The organism is Sphingobacteriales bacterium (genome assembly GCA_016699615.1).
Lineage (GTDB): Bacteria > Bacteroidota > Bacteroidia > Chitinophagales > JADIYW01 > JADJSS01.
Genome location: CP064984.1, coordinates 2,395,761 through 2,414,339 on the forward strand (window position 1 = coordinate 2,395,761; position 18,579 = coordinate 2,414,339).

The following is an 18,579-nucleotide window of genomic DNA, read 5'->3' on the forward strand; positions in this document are numbered from 1 at the left end:
AAAGCAAAAGTAAAAATCATGATAAGATTAAATCAAATGAGGATAACAGTTGTAGCGATGTTGTTATTAATGACATCGATGCTGTATGGCCAACAGGAGCCTCAGTACACCCAATACATGTACAATAAGTTGCCTATGAATGCTGGTTACACAGGCTCACGCGAGGTATTAAGTATCCGCGCCTTGTATCGCAATCAGTGGGCAGGCATCAAGGGTGCACCACAGACAGCGACGTTTGCCATTCATAGTCCATTGAAGAAGGAATCCTCAGCGATAGGTTTCTATTTAGTCAATGACAGACTAGGCGTTACAAACCAGACATGGTTTGATGCTAGCTATGCCTATAGAGTAAACTTAGGCAAAGGCGTTAAGTTGAGTTTAGGAATAAATGCAGGTATATTGTGGTACAAGAGTAATCTAACAGACTTAAACATAGAAAATCAACAGGATGTAGTTTTTCAGCAGAATGTAAGTAGAATACTACCAGATGTAGGCGCAGGTTTATATTTATACCATAAATATTGGTATTTTGGAGCAAGTGTACCAAACTTTATCAAAGGCGATTTACACAATAAGGATGTTATCAAAGCTTATGCTAATGATAATACAGGGAGTTTTCTAAGTGCACACCGTACACCACATTTTATTACCATGGCAGGAGGCGTAATACCAGCAGGCAAGGTATTAAAAATACGTCCACAGATGATGTACAGATATATAGCCAGTGCGGAGCAGAAGATACCCCATACCTTAGATTTTAACTTGAGTTTATTGATTTATGATAGAGTGAATATAGGCGGAAGCTACAGAACATCATTCCACAATAAGAAGACAGGCTTAACGAACAGTGATAGCTTTGATGCTTTATTAGAAGTATGGCCAACGAAGCAGTTATTGATAGGATTTGCGTATGATTATACACTAACGAAATTAGGAGATTACAACAAAGGAAGCTATGAGGTTATCTTAGGCTATGATTTTAATTTTGAGAAGAAACGAGTAATAACGCCGAGATATTTTTAAAAGAAGAAGAAGAAAAACAATAAAACTTACCCAAGCAAGGAAAAAGTAAAATATATGAATACAATCAAACAGCTTAAACGTCAGATATTGCTAGTGCTATTACTAATGGTTATAGGAGTTTCTAGTATAGACGCACAGGTTATCGAAGGAGGCACATCAGGAGCAGGTACCACAGTAGGAGGTATAGGCAAAGCCCAGAAGTTGTATAATGATTTAGCTTACTATGAAGCGATACCATTATATGAGAGTTATCTAAAGAAGCACGATAGCACAAGAGCGATGTGTGAGCTAGGCGATTGCTACCGATTAACCTCAAACTTTGAGCGTGCAGAATATTGGTATGGCAAGGCAGTAGAGAAAGGCGATGTAGAACCGGAGTATAAGTTATACTATGCAAAGATGTTGCAGGCGAATGAGAAATACGAAGAAAGCAAAATGGTATGCTACCTACAAACAGAGTGTTCCAGAAGACAAGAGAGCAGGCAATCAGTTAAAAGCGAGTGCAGATTATGGACAGTACTTATTAACGAGAGATAGATATCAGATAAAGAATTTAAGTTTTAATACTTCGGGTTATGATTTTGCACCCATGTGGTTTGAGAAAGGACTAGTCTATTCTAGTTCTCGAGACAGTTCAAAGGCAATAGGAAGAGAACACACATGGACAGGCACACAGTTTTTTGATATGTATTATGTAGAAGGCGAGAAGACGACCTTTGGCAAGCCAAAACAGATGAAAGCAGATGCATCGACAAAATACCACGAAGCAGCAGCTACCTTTACCCCAGACAATAAGAAAGTATATTTTACGAGAAACAATTATTATCATGGTAAGGCAAAGACGAGTGATGATAAGATAATCAAATTAAAGATATTTGAGTCAGATGTAGAAGGTACGACATGGAAGAATGACAAACCATTCCAATACAACAATGATGAATATAGTGTAGGACATCCAGCACTTACACCAGATGGTAATACGATGTATTTTATTAGCGATATGCCAGGTGGCTATGGAGGCACAGATGTTTATATTACAAAGAAAGAAGGCGAAAGCTGGAGCACACCCAAGAACTTAGGCGAGCAGATCAATACAGAAGGCATGGAGATGTTCCCGTATGTATCTGAAGATGGTGTACTATATTTTGCTAGTGATGGACATGGTGGCTTAGGCGGATTGGATATCTTTAGAGTAAAGCCAGATGCTAAGACAAATCAATATGGTAAGATCAGAAATATAGGCGCACCAATCAATAGTAGTTATGATGATTTTAGCTTAGTATATGGACAAGACAAGTCAGTAGGTTATTTTACCTCAAACAGACCAGAAGGGCAAGGCTTAGATGATATCTATAGTTTTGAGGATGATGGTATTTACTTAGAAGGAATTGTAGTAGATGCAAAGACAGGCGAGCCGATATGCAACAGTAAAGTTATAATGAAGGCAAAGCTGACACAGAGTGAAGAAGGAAGAATGGAAACGGAGTGTGATGGCGAGTTTGAGTTTGGCGTAGTAAGAAACATGGATTATTGTTTTGTTGCGAGCGCAGAAGGATATAGTAGCAATGACAAAGTATGTGCTACGACAAAAGGTGTAAAAGCAGGCGAGACGGTATATGTAAAAATACCATTAGATAAAGGACAAGAGTATGCTATGAGTGTACAGGTCTTGGGCAAGAGCTTAAAATCATTACAAAATAAGAGTATAGATAGCAAGAGTCCAACATCACCGAAGAGTATAGACAGCAAGAATATAGAAAACAAAGATATAGAGAATAAGAGCATAGATAGCAAAAAGTCCAACATCACCAAAGAGTATAGACAGCAAAAGTCCAGAAGACTTAAAGCCACTAGCAGGAGCAAAGATACTATTGTCTAGCAAGTGTGAAGGCTGGACCAAAGCGTTGGTAGCAGATGAGAATGGTAAGATATGCGAGATAGTAAGATGTGATTGTGATTATATCATAGTTGCCAATGCACAAGGCTATTTGCCAGGCTATACAGAAGTTATCAAAGATGATGGCGATTGTAAGATAGACAGAAAGTGTGGAGTAAATCCAAGAGAAGAAGAAGTAATCTTAGATCCAATACCAGGCATGCCAGATGGCTATGTCTATGATCCAGAGACAGGTAAGTGGGTAGATCCAAAGACAGGCGATCAGATGGATGCGCCAAGTATAGAATTGAGAGACATTTACTATGACTTTGATAAATGGTACATAAGAGAGGAGAGTGAGCGAGACTTGAATAAGTTATTAGGTTTCTTGCAAGAGAATCCAGAAGCAATAGTTGAGATAGGCTCACACACAGATGCGAGAGCGCCGTATGATTACAATATCAAGTTATCACAACGCAGAGCACAAAGTGTAGTAGATTGGTTGATAGCGAGAGGCATTAGTAGAAATAGATTAAAACCAAAAGGATATGGCGAGACAAAGCCAGTGAATGGCTGTACAGATGGAGTAGTATGTACGGAGTATGAACACCAGAGAAACAGAAGAACAGAGTTTAAGGTCATAGGTGGTAAATTTGATATTAGCTCACTACAAAGATTTGATATGCAAGTGGATCCGTGTAAACAATGTCCATTCTAAGAAGGAAGAGACACAAACACAAAATAAGATAAACAAGCATACAGCGTCCAACACCAGGACGCTGTATCTTTTAAATATTAAAAAATCAATACCTATGTGAATTCAATATGAATTCAAATCATTTATTTCTATATTTGTGTAAATAGTTAAAATAAATGTCAAATACATATTCAAACAATAAGATATCTGGTTCAGAAGCAGTCATTCGTTCATTAGTAGAAGAAGGAATTGATTATATATATGGATATCCAGGTGGAGCAATTATGCCAATATATGATGCACTATGGCATTATTCTGATAAAATTACACATATTCTAACAAGACACGAACAAGGCGCAACACATGCAGCAGAAGGTTATGCAAGAGTAAAGGGAAAAGCAACAGCAGTTTTTGCTACTTCTGGTCCAGGTGCAACAAATTTAGTTACAGGCATAGCAGATGCAATTATGGATTCAACACCAATGGTTTGTATTACTGGTCAGGTACCAAAACATCTTTTAGGTACTGATGCATTTCAGGAAACAGATGTCGTAGGCATTACAATGCCAATTGTAAAGTGGAATTATCAAGTAACTAATGCAGCAGAAATTCCAGCAATTATTGCAAAAGCATTTTATATAGCCAATACAGGCAAACCAGGTCCAGTTTTAATTGATATTACAAAAAATGCACAGTTTGAGATGATGGAATGGAGTGGATATGAGAAGTGCGAATCTGTAAGAGCATATGATGCAAAACCAGTTATTAATATTGAGAAAATAAAACAGGCAATGCAGTAATTAATGCAGCAAAGAAACCATTGATAGTTGCTGGTCAAGGTGTAATTATTTCTAAAGCAAAAATAGAATTAGAAGCATTATCTGAAAAATCTGGTATTCCAGTTTGCTTAACGATGCAAGGCTTAGGTGCTTTTAATCCAAAAGATAAAAACTTTGTAGGCATTCCAGGTATGCATGGCAATTATTCAGTAAATATAAAAATGAATGAATGTGATGTAATGATTGCCATAGGTATGCGTTTTGATGATAGAGTAACTGGCGATGTGACAAAATTTGGAAAACAAGCTAAAATTGTTCATATTGAAATAGACCCAGTTGAGATTGATAAAGTTTTAAAAACTGAAGTTGGTGTATTAGGTGATGCAAAAGAAGTTTTAGAACAATTATTACCATATATTAATGAAAATAATCATCAAGGATGGATAAATAGTTTCAAAGAATTAGATAAAGCAGAATTGGACAAAGTAATAGATACTGCCATTCATCCAAAAACTGGTGGTATAAAAATGGGCGAAATCATGCATTTGATTGATGAAAAAACAAATGGAAACGCAATCATAGTTCCAGATGTTGGACAACATCAGATGTATGCCATGCGATATTATACATATAATTTGCCAAACTCTTGGGTAAGTAGTGGTGGATTAGGTACAATGGGATTTTCATTGCCAGCAGCAATTGGTGCGCAAATGGCAGCACCAGAGAGAACAGTGGTAGCAATAATAGGAGATGGCTGTTTCCAAATGACGATACAAGAATTAGGCACAATTTGGCAACAAAAATTACCAATCAAAATAGTGATTTTCAATAATAATTATTTGGGAATGGTAAGGCAATGGCAACAATTATTCTTTGATAATAGATACTCGCAAGTAGAATTAAAAAATCCAGATTTTGTTGCAATTTCAAAAGGATTTGGTATAGCATCATCTAAAGTAGCTGAAAGAGAAAACTTGAGTGCTGCGTTAGATGAAATGTTTGCACATGATGGACCATATGTTTTGGAAGTTACAGTAGAGAAGGAAGAAAATTTATTTCCGATGGTGCCAAGTGGCGCAGCATGTAGTGATGTGATTTTAGAACCAGCACAATAATATCTAAATGTATGATGCATTACAGCTTTTTAAACATGTGCTTGATGCAGATAAAATAGAACTTCAAGCTTATTTAGAAAAAAGCAAACAACTTACAAGAGAAAGATTTGGGAATACCATTCAGCTTTTTGCGCCATTATATTTAAGTAATGAATGTCAAAATATTTGTACTTATTGTGGTTTTAGTTTAGATAATAAACTGAAAAGAAAAACACTTACTGATAACGAAATTTTAGAAGAGGCAAAAGTATTAAAATCACTAGGTTTTGACGCTGTTCTTTTAGTAACTGGCGAAGATTATAGAGTAGATACACAGTATATTATAAATGCAATAAAATTACTAAAGCCATATTTTGCACAAATTTCTATTGAAGTACAACCATTAGAATATGATGATTATGTGCAATTGAAAAGTAATGGTGTTTATGCTGTTTTGGTTTATCAAGAAACATATAATAAAAATACATATAAATTAGTTCATCCAAAAGGAAAGAAAGCAAATTTTGAATACAGATTATCTACGCCTGAGAAAATTGGGAAAGCTGAAATTTACAAAATTGGACTTGGTGTATTGTTTGGCTTAGATACAGATTGGAAACAAGATGCCATTAAATTAGCTGAACACATTATTTTGTTATCTAAAAAATATTGGAAGTCTAAGTTTTCTGTTTCTTTTCCTAGAATTCGTCCACACGAAGGTGAATTCCAACCAAATTGCGAACTTACAGAGATTGATTTGCTTAGATTAATTGCTGCATTTAGATTAACTTTTCCAGATATCGAAATTATATTATCTACACGTGAAAGAGCAGAATTTAGAGATATTGCAATGCCTTATGGTATTACAACAATGAGTGCAGGCAGCAAAACAGCACCAGGCGAATATCATCAGCAAGAAGATAGTCTACAACAATTTGAAATAAGTGATGATAGAACGCCAAATGAAGTAGCAATACTTATCAATCATTCAGGACTAGAAGTTATATGGAAAGATTGGGATTATTGTTTGGTGTAATTTTATATTATTCATATCTTAAAGCTTCAATTGGATCAAGTTTCGATGCTTTTATCGCAGGATAAATTCCAGATATAATTCCTACAATAATACAAAAACCAATTCCTAAACTTATCCAATTCCAAGGTATAATAAAAGTACCACCTATCATTAACGAAACCATGTTGCCTACAGTTACACCAAGTATTACGCCTAAAATTCCACCAAGAAGACAGATAACTATTGCCTCTAGCAAAAATTGAGTCATTATGTTTTTATTGTTTGCACCAATTGCTTTTAATGTGCCAATTTCTTTTGTTCTTTCAGTAACACTCACAAGCATAATATTCATAAGTCCAACTGCTGCGCCAAATAATGTAATGATTCCAATTATAAAGCCAGCTAATGTAGCCATACTCATTTTTTCAACAAACATACCAGAAATGCTATCACTTTTTAAAATATCAAAATTGTTTTCTTGGTTTGGTCTTAGTTTTCTTACATTTCTCATAATAATTGTAGATGCATCAACAGCAACACCAAGGCTATCGTCTTTATTGCCTTTGATGCTAATCACATAAGATGGGTCACCATAGGCAAAATCTCGTTTTGCTTTTTTTAATGTTGTTAAAACGATATTGTCTGTGGTAATAAAACTCGAACCTTTTTCATTTAATACACCAATTACAAAATATTTTATATCATTTATTTTAATTGCATTATTGTTGATAGTGTAATTGCTTCCAAATAATTTTTTTGCAACAGAATAACCAAGTATAGCTACATTCATTCCAGATTTTAATTCTTTAGTATTGAAATTTCTTCCTTTTATAATATTGTAACCTTCAGTACTAATGTAATTTTCATCAGTACCAAGTATCATAATGTTTGGACTTGTTTTAACGTTTTTATATTTAACTGTGGCAGCTTGTGTTGCTAAATATTGGATAGAACAATCTAAGTCTTTCGCATGTTCTTTAAATGTAATAGCTTCAAGGTAAGTAATATTTCTGTATACTTTTGGTGCTACATTGTCGCCATCCAAATTAAAGCCAAGACTTTTATTTCTTATCTTAAATGTGTTTGCGCCCATTGCACTAAAACTATTTGAAAGATAAATTTTTAAACCATCTACAGATGTAAGTATGCAAACCAATGCCATAATGCCAATGCCAATAATACTACACGTAATGATTGTTCGTACAATATTTGTTTTTATTGCTTGGAAAGATATTTTAATTGTGTCTAAAATTACCACTTGCCAAATGTAAGTATTTTTTACATTTCTTAATTGTGTCTACCTTAATTTAATTAATAATTGAGTACTAAAATTTGGGTATTTTTGTAGTATTGTTTGTATAATATTATATAATATATTACTTTTAAAAAAAATAAGATGATGAAGAAAATGTTCTTTTTATTGATGTTGTTTGTGATTAAAATAAGCAATGCACAAGATAAATTAGTAGATTTTAATAGCAATACAATATTGGTTAAAATTATAGAAGTTGGAGATGATTATATTCTATTTAAAAAATATGATAATCTTGAAGGGCCAGATTATAAAGAAAGTAAATCAAATTATTCAACAGTAGTATTTGAAAATGGGAAAGTAGAAGTACTTAATAAAAAATATGTAGGTAAAAAAGATAAATCAAACAGACCTAGATTTAAATTAGTTAATAACTTTAAATACAATACAATAGAACTAGACCTTCTGGCATTTTACACAAATGATGTGCTTGTACAATATACAAGATTTTTAAAGAAAAAAAATATAGCAATCACCATTCCATTCAGAGCTGGATGGATTAGAAACAGATACAATGGTATTTATCTAATCGATTTGCCAAATTATTATCCAGAAAGTTATTATAACAACAGTAGTAGTTATTATTATTACGACAATTATAATTATAAAAAATCACATGGATATAAATTTTTAACTGGTGCAAATTTCAAGTTTTTCTGGAGAGATAAATATAAAGTAAGAGGCTATGCTGGACCAGAATTTATTGTCGGTTTTTTGAGCACTAAGGCATCAAATTATAATTATAGTTATTATGGAAATGGTTCTTATTATCAATATAGATATACAAAAGGCTTTATTGGCTTGATGGGAACTGTAGGTATGATAGCTCAACCAACAAATATGCTTAGCTTTAAATTAGAATGGGCAGGTGGTTTTGTTGGAGTATTAGGAAAAAAGAATATAAGCTACAGTAATTCATATTATAGTTATAATTTTTACAATCAAAAAGTAAGAGGAATTGGTAGAATGACGTTTAGTATAGGATTCAATTTCTAGGCTACTAATCTACGAAAGGCAATACTTTTGGTCCTTGTGCATTTACTTTGCTCACATATACTTCAGACTTAATACCCAAATTATTCATGACTGCTTTCATAGCATCGCCAACTTGGTGTGCAACGTCTTTGCCTTTGCACAGTGCAAATACACTTGGGCCACTTCCACTAATGCTACTACCTAATGCACCATTTTCTATGGCAGCATTTTTCATATCATAAAATCCAGGAATTAATTTGCTTCTGTATGGTTCTGCAATATAGTCTATTAAGCTTCTTCCAATTAAATCATAATCACCACGCAATAAACCTATCATTAAACCACCAACATTGGCACTTTGACGTAATGAATGTGCTAATGATATATCTTTTGGTAATATTTCTCTTGCTTCTTTAGTTAATACAATCACATCTGGATTGATAACGGCACACCATAATTCTTCTGGAACAGGAATTTGAATGATGTCTAATGGTTCGTAGCTTCTTACTAAAATGAAGACACCAAACAAACTTGCTGCTACATTGTCTGCAATGGCTGCATCACAAGCTGCTTTTTCAGCATCAATTAAAAATGGAAGCATTTCATTTTTTGTCAATTTTTCATTGCATAGCATATTTATAGCATATACACCAGCTACTGCACTAGCTGCACTACTACCTAAACCACTTCCACTTGGCATCATTTTTTTAAGCCAAATTTTGCAACCAAAATCAACATTGATGTAATCTAAATATTCTTGAATAGCTACTGTTGCAGAGTTTTTTAGTGGATTTCTTGGTAATACACCACCATCGCCTTCTATGTCTACGATTTCTACGCCTTTTTCTGCTTTAATTTCCATTATCAACTCATCACCTGGTTTTTCGATTGCAAAACCTAAAACATCAAAACCACATGCTACATTTGCTACTGTTGCTGGTGCGAAAACTCTAATTTTATCTCCAATTTTCATTTTATTTCCTTCAATCTTATATCAATTAATTGGCTAAATAATTGCCTAAACTAATTATTTCTGCAAATACGCCAGCTGCAGTTACTTCTGCTCCAGCACCTGGTCCTTTTACTACTAATGGGTTGTTTTTATATCTATCTGTTGTAAATACTATCATGTTGTCACTACCATTCAAATTGTAAAATGGATGTTGAGTATCTACTTCTTTTAGAGCAATTTCTACTTTGTTGTTTTCAATAATTGCCATGTATCTAAGCACTTTGTCTTTTTTCTCAGCTTTAGATTTTAGTTTTTCATACAATTCATCTAACTCTGTTAGTTTTTGCATAAAACTCTTTAAATCTAAACTTCTTAATTCTTTTGGTACTAAATTTTCTACTTTAATTTGTTCAAGCTCCAATTGGCTACCACATTCTCTTGAAAGTATAAGTGCTTTTCTTGCAACATCCAATCCACTCAAATCATCTCTTGGATCTGGTTCTGTAAATCCTTTTTCTTTTATACAATGTTAGAAAATAATGCATCACCTTTATAATTATTAAAAATATAAGAAAGTGTGCCAGAAAGTACAGCTTCAATTTTTAGAATTCTATCGCCAGAGTTTAATAGTGCATGTAATGTATTGATGATTGGTAAGCCAGCACCAACATTGGTTTCATACATAAATCTTGAGTTCGATTTTTTTGCTGTTTCTCTCAATGCAACATATTTTGCATAAGAAAGTGTATTTGCAATTTTATTTGGCGTTACAATAGATATGCTTTTCTTTAATATTTTTTCGTAATGTTCTACATAAGCTTTGTTTGATGAGCAATCTACTAAAATTGAATTTGCAAAGTTTAATTCAATTATTCTATTGATAAATGTATTTGTATTTGCGTCTTCTTTTTGTTCTTCAATCGTTGCTTGTATATTATTTATGTTGATGCCATTGCTATCAATAACCATTTGTTTAGAATTGATGATTCCAATCAAATTAATTTTTACATTTTTCTCTTTTTCTAAGTATTGTTGTTGTTGGTGTAATTGTTTTATCAATGTACTTCCAATTAGTCCTGTGTAGCCAACTAAGAAAATATTGATTGATTGTTTGTCTTGAATAAAAAAGATTTCGTGCAGTGCGTTTAATGCTTTTGCTTCATTGTATCTATCGATTACAGCAGTGATATTTAATTCTGATGAACCTTGTGCAATTGCTTTAACATTGATGCCATTTTTTCCTAATGCTTTAAACATTTTTGCAGAAACGCCTGGTACACTGTTCATGTTTTCGCCAATTACTGCAATAATTGTTTTATCTAATTCTATTACTAATGGTTGTATATATTTATTTTGAATTTCATATTTGAATTCTTCTTCAACAGCTTTTTGGCATTTTTTTACATCATTTGGTAGTACACCAAAGCAAATCGAATGTTCTGATGAGCCTTGTGTAAGGAAAATTATATTTACACCAGCTCTTGAAAATGCACCAAATAATCTTGATGCTATTCCAATCACACCTACCATTCCTGTACCTTCCATTCTTAATAATGCAATGTCAGAAATAGATGAAATGCCTTTGATAATATTGCTTGACTTGCCTGTGTTTTTAGAAATATACGTGCCTGGGTGTTCTGGATTAAAAGTATTTTTAATAATAATAGGAATGCCTTTTACATAAGCTGGTTGAATTGTAGGTGGATAAATTACCTTAGCACCAAAGTGTGATAATTCCATAGCTTCTTTATAACTTAAAGTAGGAATAGTAAGTGCCTGCTCAACTCTTCTTGGGTCTGCTGTAAGTACACCATTTACATCTGTCCAAATTTCTATTGAATCTACTTTTAGTGCTGCACCAAAAATTGCTGCAGTATAGTCTGAGCCACCTCTGCCTAACGTTGTAATGTTATCATGCTCATCTGTGCCAATAAAACCTGTGACAACAGCAGTGCCGTGTATATTGTCAAAATATTCAATGATATTTTTATTAGTTCTATCGAAATTTACTTTTGCAGATAAATAATTGCTGTCAGTTTTTATTAATTGCGTAGCATTTACATAAATACCTTTTAATCCAACTTCTTTCAATGCACCAGCAATGATAAAACATGATAATCTTTCTCCAAAACTCACCAGTCTTGCTAATGTTTTGTCCGACAGTTCGCCTAATAAATGTATGCCACCAAGTATGTTTTCTACTCTTTGTAAGCCTTCTTCTAGTTCTTCTACTAATGCTGGTTTTATTGTTTTTTTAGTAATTAAAGCATGAATAGCATCTAGATGTCTTGCTTTAATGTTTTCTAATATTTCAGTATAAGTATTGTCTCTCTTTTCTGCTAATTTTCCAGCATTAATGAGTTGGTCTGTTATTTTGGTAAAAGCAGAACATACAAGTACAACTTCGTTGCCTTGTTTTTTCTCTTTTTTTATGATTTCAATAATTTTTCTGATGTTTTCTACAGAACCTACAGACGTTCCTCCAAACTTTAGTATCTTCATAAATATTTTAACTTAATTTGCTTAAATTTGCGTTACTTCAAAAGTAATAAATAGAATGCTAATATTTATGCATACCTTAGTGAATTAAATTAATTTAAAATTAAATGTTGAGGTTTTTATATACTTTATACAGTATTTGGCTTGCGGTCTCATTTTTTTTAATGACACCATTCATGTTGCTTTTTTTTATTTTATGTAAAATATTTGTGCCATACAAACATCAAATAAAAGTAGTGTACTATATTAATCGTACTTTTTTCTTTTTTTGGTCTGCATTTACAGCAATTAGATACAAAATAAAAGGAATAGAATATGTTGATAAAAAACAGACGTACATATGTGTATTAAATCATACAAATTCTGCTGATATGATAGCTGCTGCGTATGGTGGCAGAGTGTATGCAAAGCCATTAATCAAAAGAGAATTAACATTGATACCATTTTTAGGTCAAATCTTCAAATTAAGTTGTATCGCTGTAGATAGAAGCAGCTCTGAAGCAAGAAAACAGAGTAAAGAAAATATGTTAAGTGATTTAAATAAAGGAATTTCTATGCTTATTTTTCCCGAAGGAACTAGAAATAGAACAGGCAAGCCATTGAAGGAATTTTTTGATGGTGCATTTGATATTGCTGTAAGTGCAAATTTACCAGTAATTCCTATGGTATTTACAAATATAAAAAAAATAAATCCAAGACATGACTTGGTATTTAAGCCAGAAACTTTGGAAGTTAATCATCTAGAACCAATTTTTCCTGATGGAAACGATGAGTTGGCTGTGCAAACTTTAAAAGAAAAAACATTCAAAGCAATGTGGAATTTTTTAGTGATGCATGATGAAGGATTTAAAAATTTTGAATTAATATGAGTGTCGGAATTAGTTATTTGTCTGTTGTGCCTATACGTGCAACACCTTCAGATAAAGCTGAGTTAGTTAGTCAGCTATTATTTGGTGAAACATTTGACATTATAGAACAGCAAGAAAAATGGACTAAGATTAGATTGCACCATGATGCATATGAAGGTTGGATTGATAATAAACAATATCAATTGGTTGATAAATTAAATAGTAATAAATTTGTTGTAGATAAAAACTTATTATATAAAAATAAAATTTATTATACAATGGGCAGTTTTGTTGATTTTGACATTAAAAAAAAGCAACAAAATTCAATTATTTCTACTGCAAAACAACTACTAAATGTTCCGTATTTGTGGGGCGGTCGTTCTATTTTTGGTATTGATTGTTCTGGATTTGTGCAGATTGTTTATCGTGTAAATGGAATTAATTTGCCACGTGATGCCTATCAGCAAGCAGAAGTAGGTGAGTTGGTAGATATTGAAAATGCTAAAACTAATGACCTAGCATATTTTGCCAACGATGCTGGTAAAATAATACATGTAGGTATTGTAATTAGAAATAGAAATTCGATAAAAATCATTCATGCATCAGGCAAAGTAAGAATAGATATTTTAAACAAAAAAGGCATCTATAATGAAGAAACTAAGACGTATTCACATCAATTACATAGCATAAAAAGAATTGAGAAGTGACTATGATAAGTCAGTCAAACTTTTCTCTAAAGTATTTAATTTAGATTGTCCATCTTCTAATTTCTTTCTTTCGTTTTCTATTATTTCTGGCTTAGCATTTTGTACGAATTTTTCATTGCTTAATTTTTTCTCAATGCTTGCAATAAAACCTTTGTAATACTCAATTTCTTTTTCTATTTTTTGTTTTTCTTCTGCTGTATTTACTTGAATTCCTGTAATGATGTATAATTTGTCTTTGTCAATAAGTTGTGATACACTATTGGCAACTTCTGATGATGTGAATTGTATTGGATTGATGTTTGCCAGTTTTACTAATGCTGCTTCATATTCTTTGTAGAATGATGCGTCTTCGCATTGTACTTGTACATCTATCACATGTTTTGGCGATAGTCCATTTCTATTTCTTACGTCTCTGATTGCTGCAATAAATTGCTTTGCTTTTTCGCCTTTCGCTATTTCTTTTTCATTAATATTTCCAGCACTTGGGTATGTTGCAACAATAATATCAGTATTGTTTTCATTTAATAAATGATAGATTTCTTCAGTAACAAATGGCATAAATGGATGCATTAATTTCATTAATTGCTCAAAATATGCAATAGTTTTTTGGTATGTATTTTTGTCTATTTTTTCGCCAAATGGTGGCTTTACATATTCCAAATACCAAGAGCAAAAATCATCCCAAATAAAACTATAAAGTGTTGTTAGTACTTCTGATAAACGATATTGTTCGTATAGTTTATTGGTGGTTTCAATGGTTTGATTTAATTTATTTTCAAACCATGTAAATGCTGATTGATTTAGGATTTGTGAAGTAGAATGTTCATTATCTATTTCCCAACCTTTTACTAATCGCAAAGCATTCCATATTTTATTGGTGAAGTTTCTACCTTGCTCACAAGATTTTTCATCAAATAATAAATCGTTTCCAGCAGGCGAGGAGAATAGCATTCCAGTGCGCACACCATCAGCACCATATTTGTCAATCAAATCAATTGGGTCAGGCGAGTTGCCTAATGATTTAGACATTTTTCTGCCTTGTTTGTCACGAACAATTCCTGTTAGATATACATTTCTAAAAGGTTTCTCATTTCGGTATTCATATCCAGCAATAATCATACGTGCAACCCAAAAGAATAAAATTTCTGGTGCAGTAACTAAATCATTAGTTGGATAATAATAATTGATATCTTTTCCGTTTGGTTCTTTAAATCCATCGAAAACAGATATTGGCCATAGCCAAGATGAGAACCAAGTATCTAATACATCTTCATCTTGTTTTAGATTTGATGTGTTTGAATTCGGATTTTTTTCTAAATATATTTTTAATGCTTCATCATGTGTTTTTGCTACTACATGGTTTCCTTTATCATCATACCAAGCAGGAATTTGATGTCCCCACCATAATTGTCTTGAGATGCACCAATCGTGTACATTTTCCATCCAATGCTTGTATGTGTTCTTAAACTTTTCAGGCATTAATTTAATTTCATCATCCATTACTGATTTTAATGCTGGTTGTGCTAATTCTTCCATTTTCAAAAACCATTGCATAGAAAGTTTTGGTTCTATTACAGCATCTGTGCGTTCAGAATAGCCAACTTTATTTTTAATGTCTTCAATTTTAAGTAGATGATTTTTTTCTTCTAATTCGATAGCCACTTTTTTTCGCGCAGCAAATCTATCTTCGCCAATATATAATTGAGCTTTTTCACTCAAGGTGCCATCGTCATTCAATATATCAATTACTTCAAGATTGTGTTTTATACCAAGATTATAATCATTAATATCATGTGCTGGTGTTACTTTTAATGCACCTGTTCCAAATTCAATATCAATGTAATCATCAAAAATAACTGGAATTATTTTGTTGAGTAATGGTAGAATTGCCTTTTTTTCTTTTAAGTGTTTGTATCTTTCATCATCTGGATGTACACAAACTGCAGTATCACCAAATAACGTTTCTGGTCTTGTTGTGGCAACAGTGATATATTCATCAGTTGCTTGATTGTTTTCATCAGCGATGAAATATTTAATGTAATATAATTTGGAGTTAACTTCTTTATGAATTACTTCTTCATCAGAAACAGCAGTTTTGCCTTTTGGATCCCAATTGACCATACGTACACCACGATATATTTTTCCTTTATTGTATAAATCAATAAAAACTTCTATCACTGCATCACTCAATGAATCATCCATAGTGAATTTTGTGCGTTCCCAGTCGCATGATGCACCAAGTTTTTCTAGTTGTTTCAGGATAATTCCACCATATTTGCTTTTCCATTCCCAAGCATGTTCTAAAAACTCTTTTCTACTTAAATCTTTTTTTTCAATTCCTTTTTCTTTTAGTAATGCAACTACCTTTGCTTCTGTTGCAATAGATGCGTGGTCTGTGCCTGGAACCCAACATGCGTTTTTTCCTTGCATGCGCGCACGTCTAATCAATACATCTTGTATAGTATTGTTGAGCATGTGTCCCATGTGCAAAACGCCTGTTACGTTTGGTGGTGGAATTACAATTGTATATGGTTCTCTCTCGTCTGGCTCAGAATGAAAATATCCTTTTTCCATCCAGTGTTTGTACCATTTTTGCTCTATCTCGTTTTGGTTTATATTTTTAGGTAGTTCCATCATCTGAATTAAAGTTGCAATTTATATAAAAATGCAAATTTAATCATTTAGATTACTAATGAAAATTCTAATTTAAAATGAAATGTTTTGATAATGTATGTGTTCTAATTTATGAGATTTAGTTTGTGCTTATTGGCGTTACTGTAAAGCCTTTGTTTTGTAATAGTTTTATTAAACCATTTTTGCCTGCAAGATGACCAGCGCCAACAGCAAAAAAACTTGTTTTTTTGCTTGCAATTTGTTCAATTTTTGCTATCCATTTTTCGTTTCTATCGTCTAATAATATTATCTTATAAATGCTCATATCGCCAGTAAAATTATTTTCAAATTGCTCGTTTAAATAATTTAAATCTTGTTTTTTATAAGCTTGAACCATTTCATTATACTGTGTGATTTGTTCATCGTAGTTGTGTAGGTTTTTTACTAAGTTTTGATATTGTAATTTTAGCGGAATACTATCGATAATTGCTAATTGTTCTTCAAATTTTTCCAATCCAATTTTTCCAATATTATTTTCGGATGCTAAATCATTTAATTCATTTTCGTAAACTTTTTTATTTTCTCCAATGATGCTTAATAAGATAAATTGTTCTACATAAAATGGTTTAAGCTTTGTGTATACATTTTCAAAAATTGCTTTGCTCATGCCAAATTTTTCAATTAAAAATTCTTCTAAATCATTGTATTCTTTATCAGAAATAAAGTCCTTGATGTTTTTGTCTTCTGGTAATAAACTTAATTCTGTTAGTTTTGCTTCATTTATCTCAGTCAAGTCTAGTTCCATAACTAATTGCTCACATGCTTTAAGTTTTTTTATGGTATTCTTCCCAATAAAAAAATCATCATATGGTATTGCATGGATAGTGCCAAATAGATATGATGGTGCTTTAAGATTATTGCCTGATATTTCCCACAGAATAGAATTTTGATTAGGTAAAGTTGTTTTGTTACTTTTTTTAGATTTCTCTGTTGCAGATAAAAGTTGTATGGCAAACATCATGATAATAAAAGCATTAGATTTCATTGTCTTTTTTTACAAATTTAATGTATTATGGAATACCAAATTATTTCTAAACATTTTTTAAGAATTTTATTTTGCTAAGTATAAATTAAGGTATGATATTTGACAACTTACTTTTTATGCGAAATAGTATATTCATATTTGTTGCTTTAATTTTATTTTCTTTTACACCTACAAAAGATGAGCCATATGTTTTATGGAACAAAGAAAGAAAATTACTATGGTCAGATTTTAATGCAAAGCCAAATAATCTTGGTGCAGAAGCAGCCATGACTTCATCTTCTATAGAATTTGGCTATTCTGCAACAAACACAAAATATCAATTTCAAATTATAAGTAAGTTTTTCCCCAATCTTTCTTGGAGTATAAAGAGCAAGCAATCAAATTATATTTTACAACACGAACAGTTGCATTTTGATATTACAGAACTGTACACGAGAAAACTTATAAAAAGTATTCAGGATAATGTAAAAACAAAAAAAGATGTAAATAAAATTAGTGTGCTTGTACAGAAAAATATGAGTGATTGGAATAAAGATCAGGATTTATATGATAAGGAAACAAAACACAGCATCAATACTGAAAAACAAGCATATTGGAATGAATACGTTAATTCACAATTGGACTCAATGCAGAAATATACAAATTATAAGTTTGTGAAAATTTTAAAATAAATTCTGTTTGCTATTAATTTCTGATTCATATCCAATATCAACTAATAGGTTATTACTATCAGCAGCAGTTGTAGCTAAAAAATCACATCTTTCATTTTCTTTATGCTCATTGTGTCCTTTTATCCAAGTAAATTTTATTTGATGTTTTTTGTATGATGCATAAAATCTCAACCAAAGGTCTTTGTTCTTCTTTTTAGCAAAGTCAGGTTTCTTTAGCCAAGAAAATAACCAAGATTTTTCTACACTATCTACTACATATTTTGAGTCAGAAAATATTGTAATATTCTGCCCATCTTTTTTTATTGCTTCTAAGCCAATAATACATGCCAAAAGTTCCATTCTATTGTTTGTTGTTAGCCTGAAGCCTTCACTAATTTCTTTGTAATGTTGTCCTAAACGCAAAATTACACCATATCCACCTTTCCCAGGATTTCCTCTTGCGGCACCATCTGTGTAAATTTCAATCATTATTT

Annotated in this window: 13 protein-coding genes and 2 pseudogenes; 9 read left to right on the forward strand and 6 right to left on the reverse strand. The window is 32.1% G+C overall.

Annotated features, from left to right (window positions below):
* Positions 1 to 18: 18 nt before the first annotated feature.
* From IPK18_11315 to thiH, 5 genes and pseudogenes are all read left to right on the forward strand, one after another.
* The gene (locus IPK18_11315; GenBank protein ID QQR97446.1) at positions 19 to 1,023 is read left to right on the forward strand and encodes a type IX secretion system membrane protein PorP/SprF; all 1,005 of its coding nucleotides are present in this window, start codon (positions 19 to 21) and stop codon (positions 1,021 to 1,023) included.
* Positions 1,024 to 1,435: 412 nt separating this feature from the next.
* Complete coding sequence (locus IPK18_11320) at positions 1,436 to 2,902, forward strand: carboxypeptidase regulatory-like domain-containing protein (protein QQR97447.1); 1,467 nt, start codon at positions 1,436 to 1,438, stop codon at positions 2,900 to 2,902.
* Complete coding sequence (locus tag IPK18_11325; protein QQR97448.1) at positions 2,895 to 3,617, forward strand: OmpA family protein; 723 nt, start codon at positions 2,895 to 2,897, stop codon at positions 3,615 to 3,617. Before IPK18_11320 ends, IPK18_11325 begins: the two co-directional genes overlap by 8 nt.
* Before the next feature lie 155 nt (positions 3,618 to 3,772).
* Positions 3,773 to 5,490, forward strand: a pseudogene (gene ilvB, locus IPK18_11330) (biosynthetic-type acetolactate synthase large subunit).
* Positions 5,491 to 5,497: 7 nt separating this feature from the next.
* Positions 5,498 to 6,505 (forward strand): 2-iminoacetate synthase ThiH, encoded by a 1,008-nt coding sequence (gene thiH, locus IPK18_11335; GenBank protein QQR97449.1) that lies wholly within the window; start codon positions 5,498 to 5,500, stop codon positions 6,503 to 6,505.
* 7 nt (positions 6,506 to 6,512) lie between these two features.
* Here the strand turns inward: thiH and IPK18_11340 are convergent, their stop codons facing one another.
* Positions 6,513 to 7,742, reverse strand: coding sequence for an ABC transporter permease (locus IPK18_11340; protein QQR97450.1), 1,230 nt, complete (start codon positions 7,740 to 7,742; stop codon positions 6,513 to 6,515).
* A gap of 138 nt (positions 7,743 to 7,880) precedes the next feature.
* Between IPK18_11340 and IPK18_11345 the strand changes: the two genes are divergently transcribed.
* Positions 7,881 to 8,792 (forward strand): hypothetical protein, encoded by a 912-nt coding sequence (locus IPK18_11345; protein ID QQR97451.1) that lies wholly within the window; start codon positions 7,881 to 7,883, stop codon positions 8,790 to 8,792.
* A 4-nt stretch (positions 8,793 to 8,796) separates the two neighbouring features.
* Here IPK18_11345 and IPK18_11350 read toward each other — a convergent pair whose 3' ends face one another.
* Complete coding sequence (locus IPK18_11350; protein ID QQR97452.1) at positions 8,797 to 9,744, reverse strand: homoserine kinase; 948 nt, start codon at positions 9,742 to 9,744, stop codon at positions 8,797 to 8,799.
* A 25-nt stretch (positions 9,745 to 9,769) separates the two neighbouring features.
* A pseudogene (gene thrA, locus IPK18_11355) lies at positions 9,770 to 12,225 on the reverse strand (bifunctional aspartate kinase/homoserine dehydrogenase I).
* Positions 12,226 to 12,398: 173 nt separating this feature from the next.
* On the opposite strand from thrA, the gene IPK18_11360 reads away from it, so the two are divergent.
* Together IPK18_11360 and IPK18_11365 are read left to right on the forward strand one after the other, a co-directional pair.
* The gene (locus IPK18_11360) at positions 12,399 to 13,091 is read left to right on the forward strand and encodes a 1-acyl-sn-glycerol-3-phosphate acyltransferase (GenBank protein ID QQR97453.1); all 693 of its coding nucleotides are present in this window, start codon (positions 12,399 to 12,401) and stop codon (positions 13,089 to 13,091) included.
* The gene (locus tag IPK18_11365; GenBank protein QQR97454.1) at positions 13,088 to 13,777 is read left to right on the forward strand and encodes a C40 family peptidase; all 690 of its coding nucleotides are present in this window, start codon (positions 13,088 to 13,090) and stop codon (positions 13,775 to 13,777) included. The genes IPK18_11360 and IPK18_11365 overlap by 4 nt, the downstream gene beginning before the upstream one ends.
* Here the strand turns inward: IPK18_11365 and IPK18_11370 are convergent, their stop codons facing one another.
* Together IPK18_11370 and IPK18_11375 are read right to left on the reverse strand one after the other, a co-directional pair.
* Positions 13,778 to 16,411, reverse strand: a complete 2,634-nt coding sequence (locus IPK18_11370; GenBank protein QQR99342.1) for a valine--tRNA ligase — start codon at positions 16,409 to 16,411, stop codon at positions 13,778 to 13,780.
* 118 nt (positions 16,412 to 16,529) lie between these two features.
* Complete coding sequence (locus IPK18_11375) at positions 16,530 to 17,435, reverse strand: TraB/GumN family protein (GenBank protein QQR97455.1); 906 nt, start codon at positions 17,433 to 17,435, stop codon at positions 16,530 to 16,532.
* 116 nt (positions 17,436 to 17,551) lie between these two features.
* On the opposite strand from IPK18_11375, the gene IPK18_11380 reads away from it, so the two are divergent.
* Positions 17,552 to 18,106, forward strand: a complete 555-nt coding sequence (locus IPK18_11380; GenBank protein ID QQR97456.1) for a DUF922 domain-containing protein — start codon at positions 17,552 to 17,554, stop codon at positions 18,104 to 18,106.
* Here the strand turns inward: IPK18_11380 and rnhA are convergent.
* Entirely contained in the window at positions 18,098 to 18,574 is a 477-nt protein-coding gene (rnhA, locus tag IPK18_11385; GenBank protein QQR97457.1) for a ribonuclease HI, read from the reverse strand. The genes IPK18_11380 and rnhA overlap by 9 nt on opposite strands.
* Positions 18,575 to 18,579 lie beyond the last annotated feature (5 nt).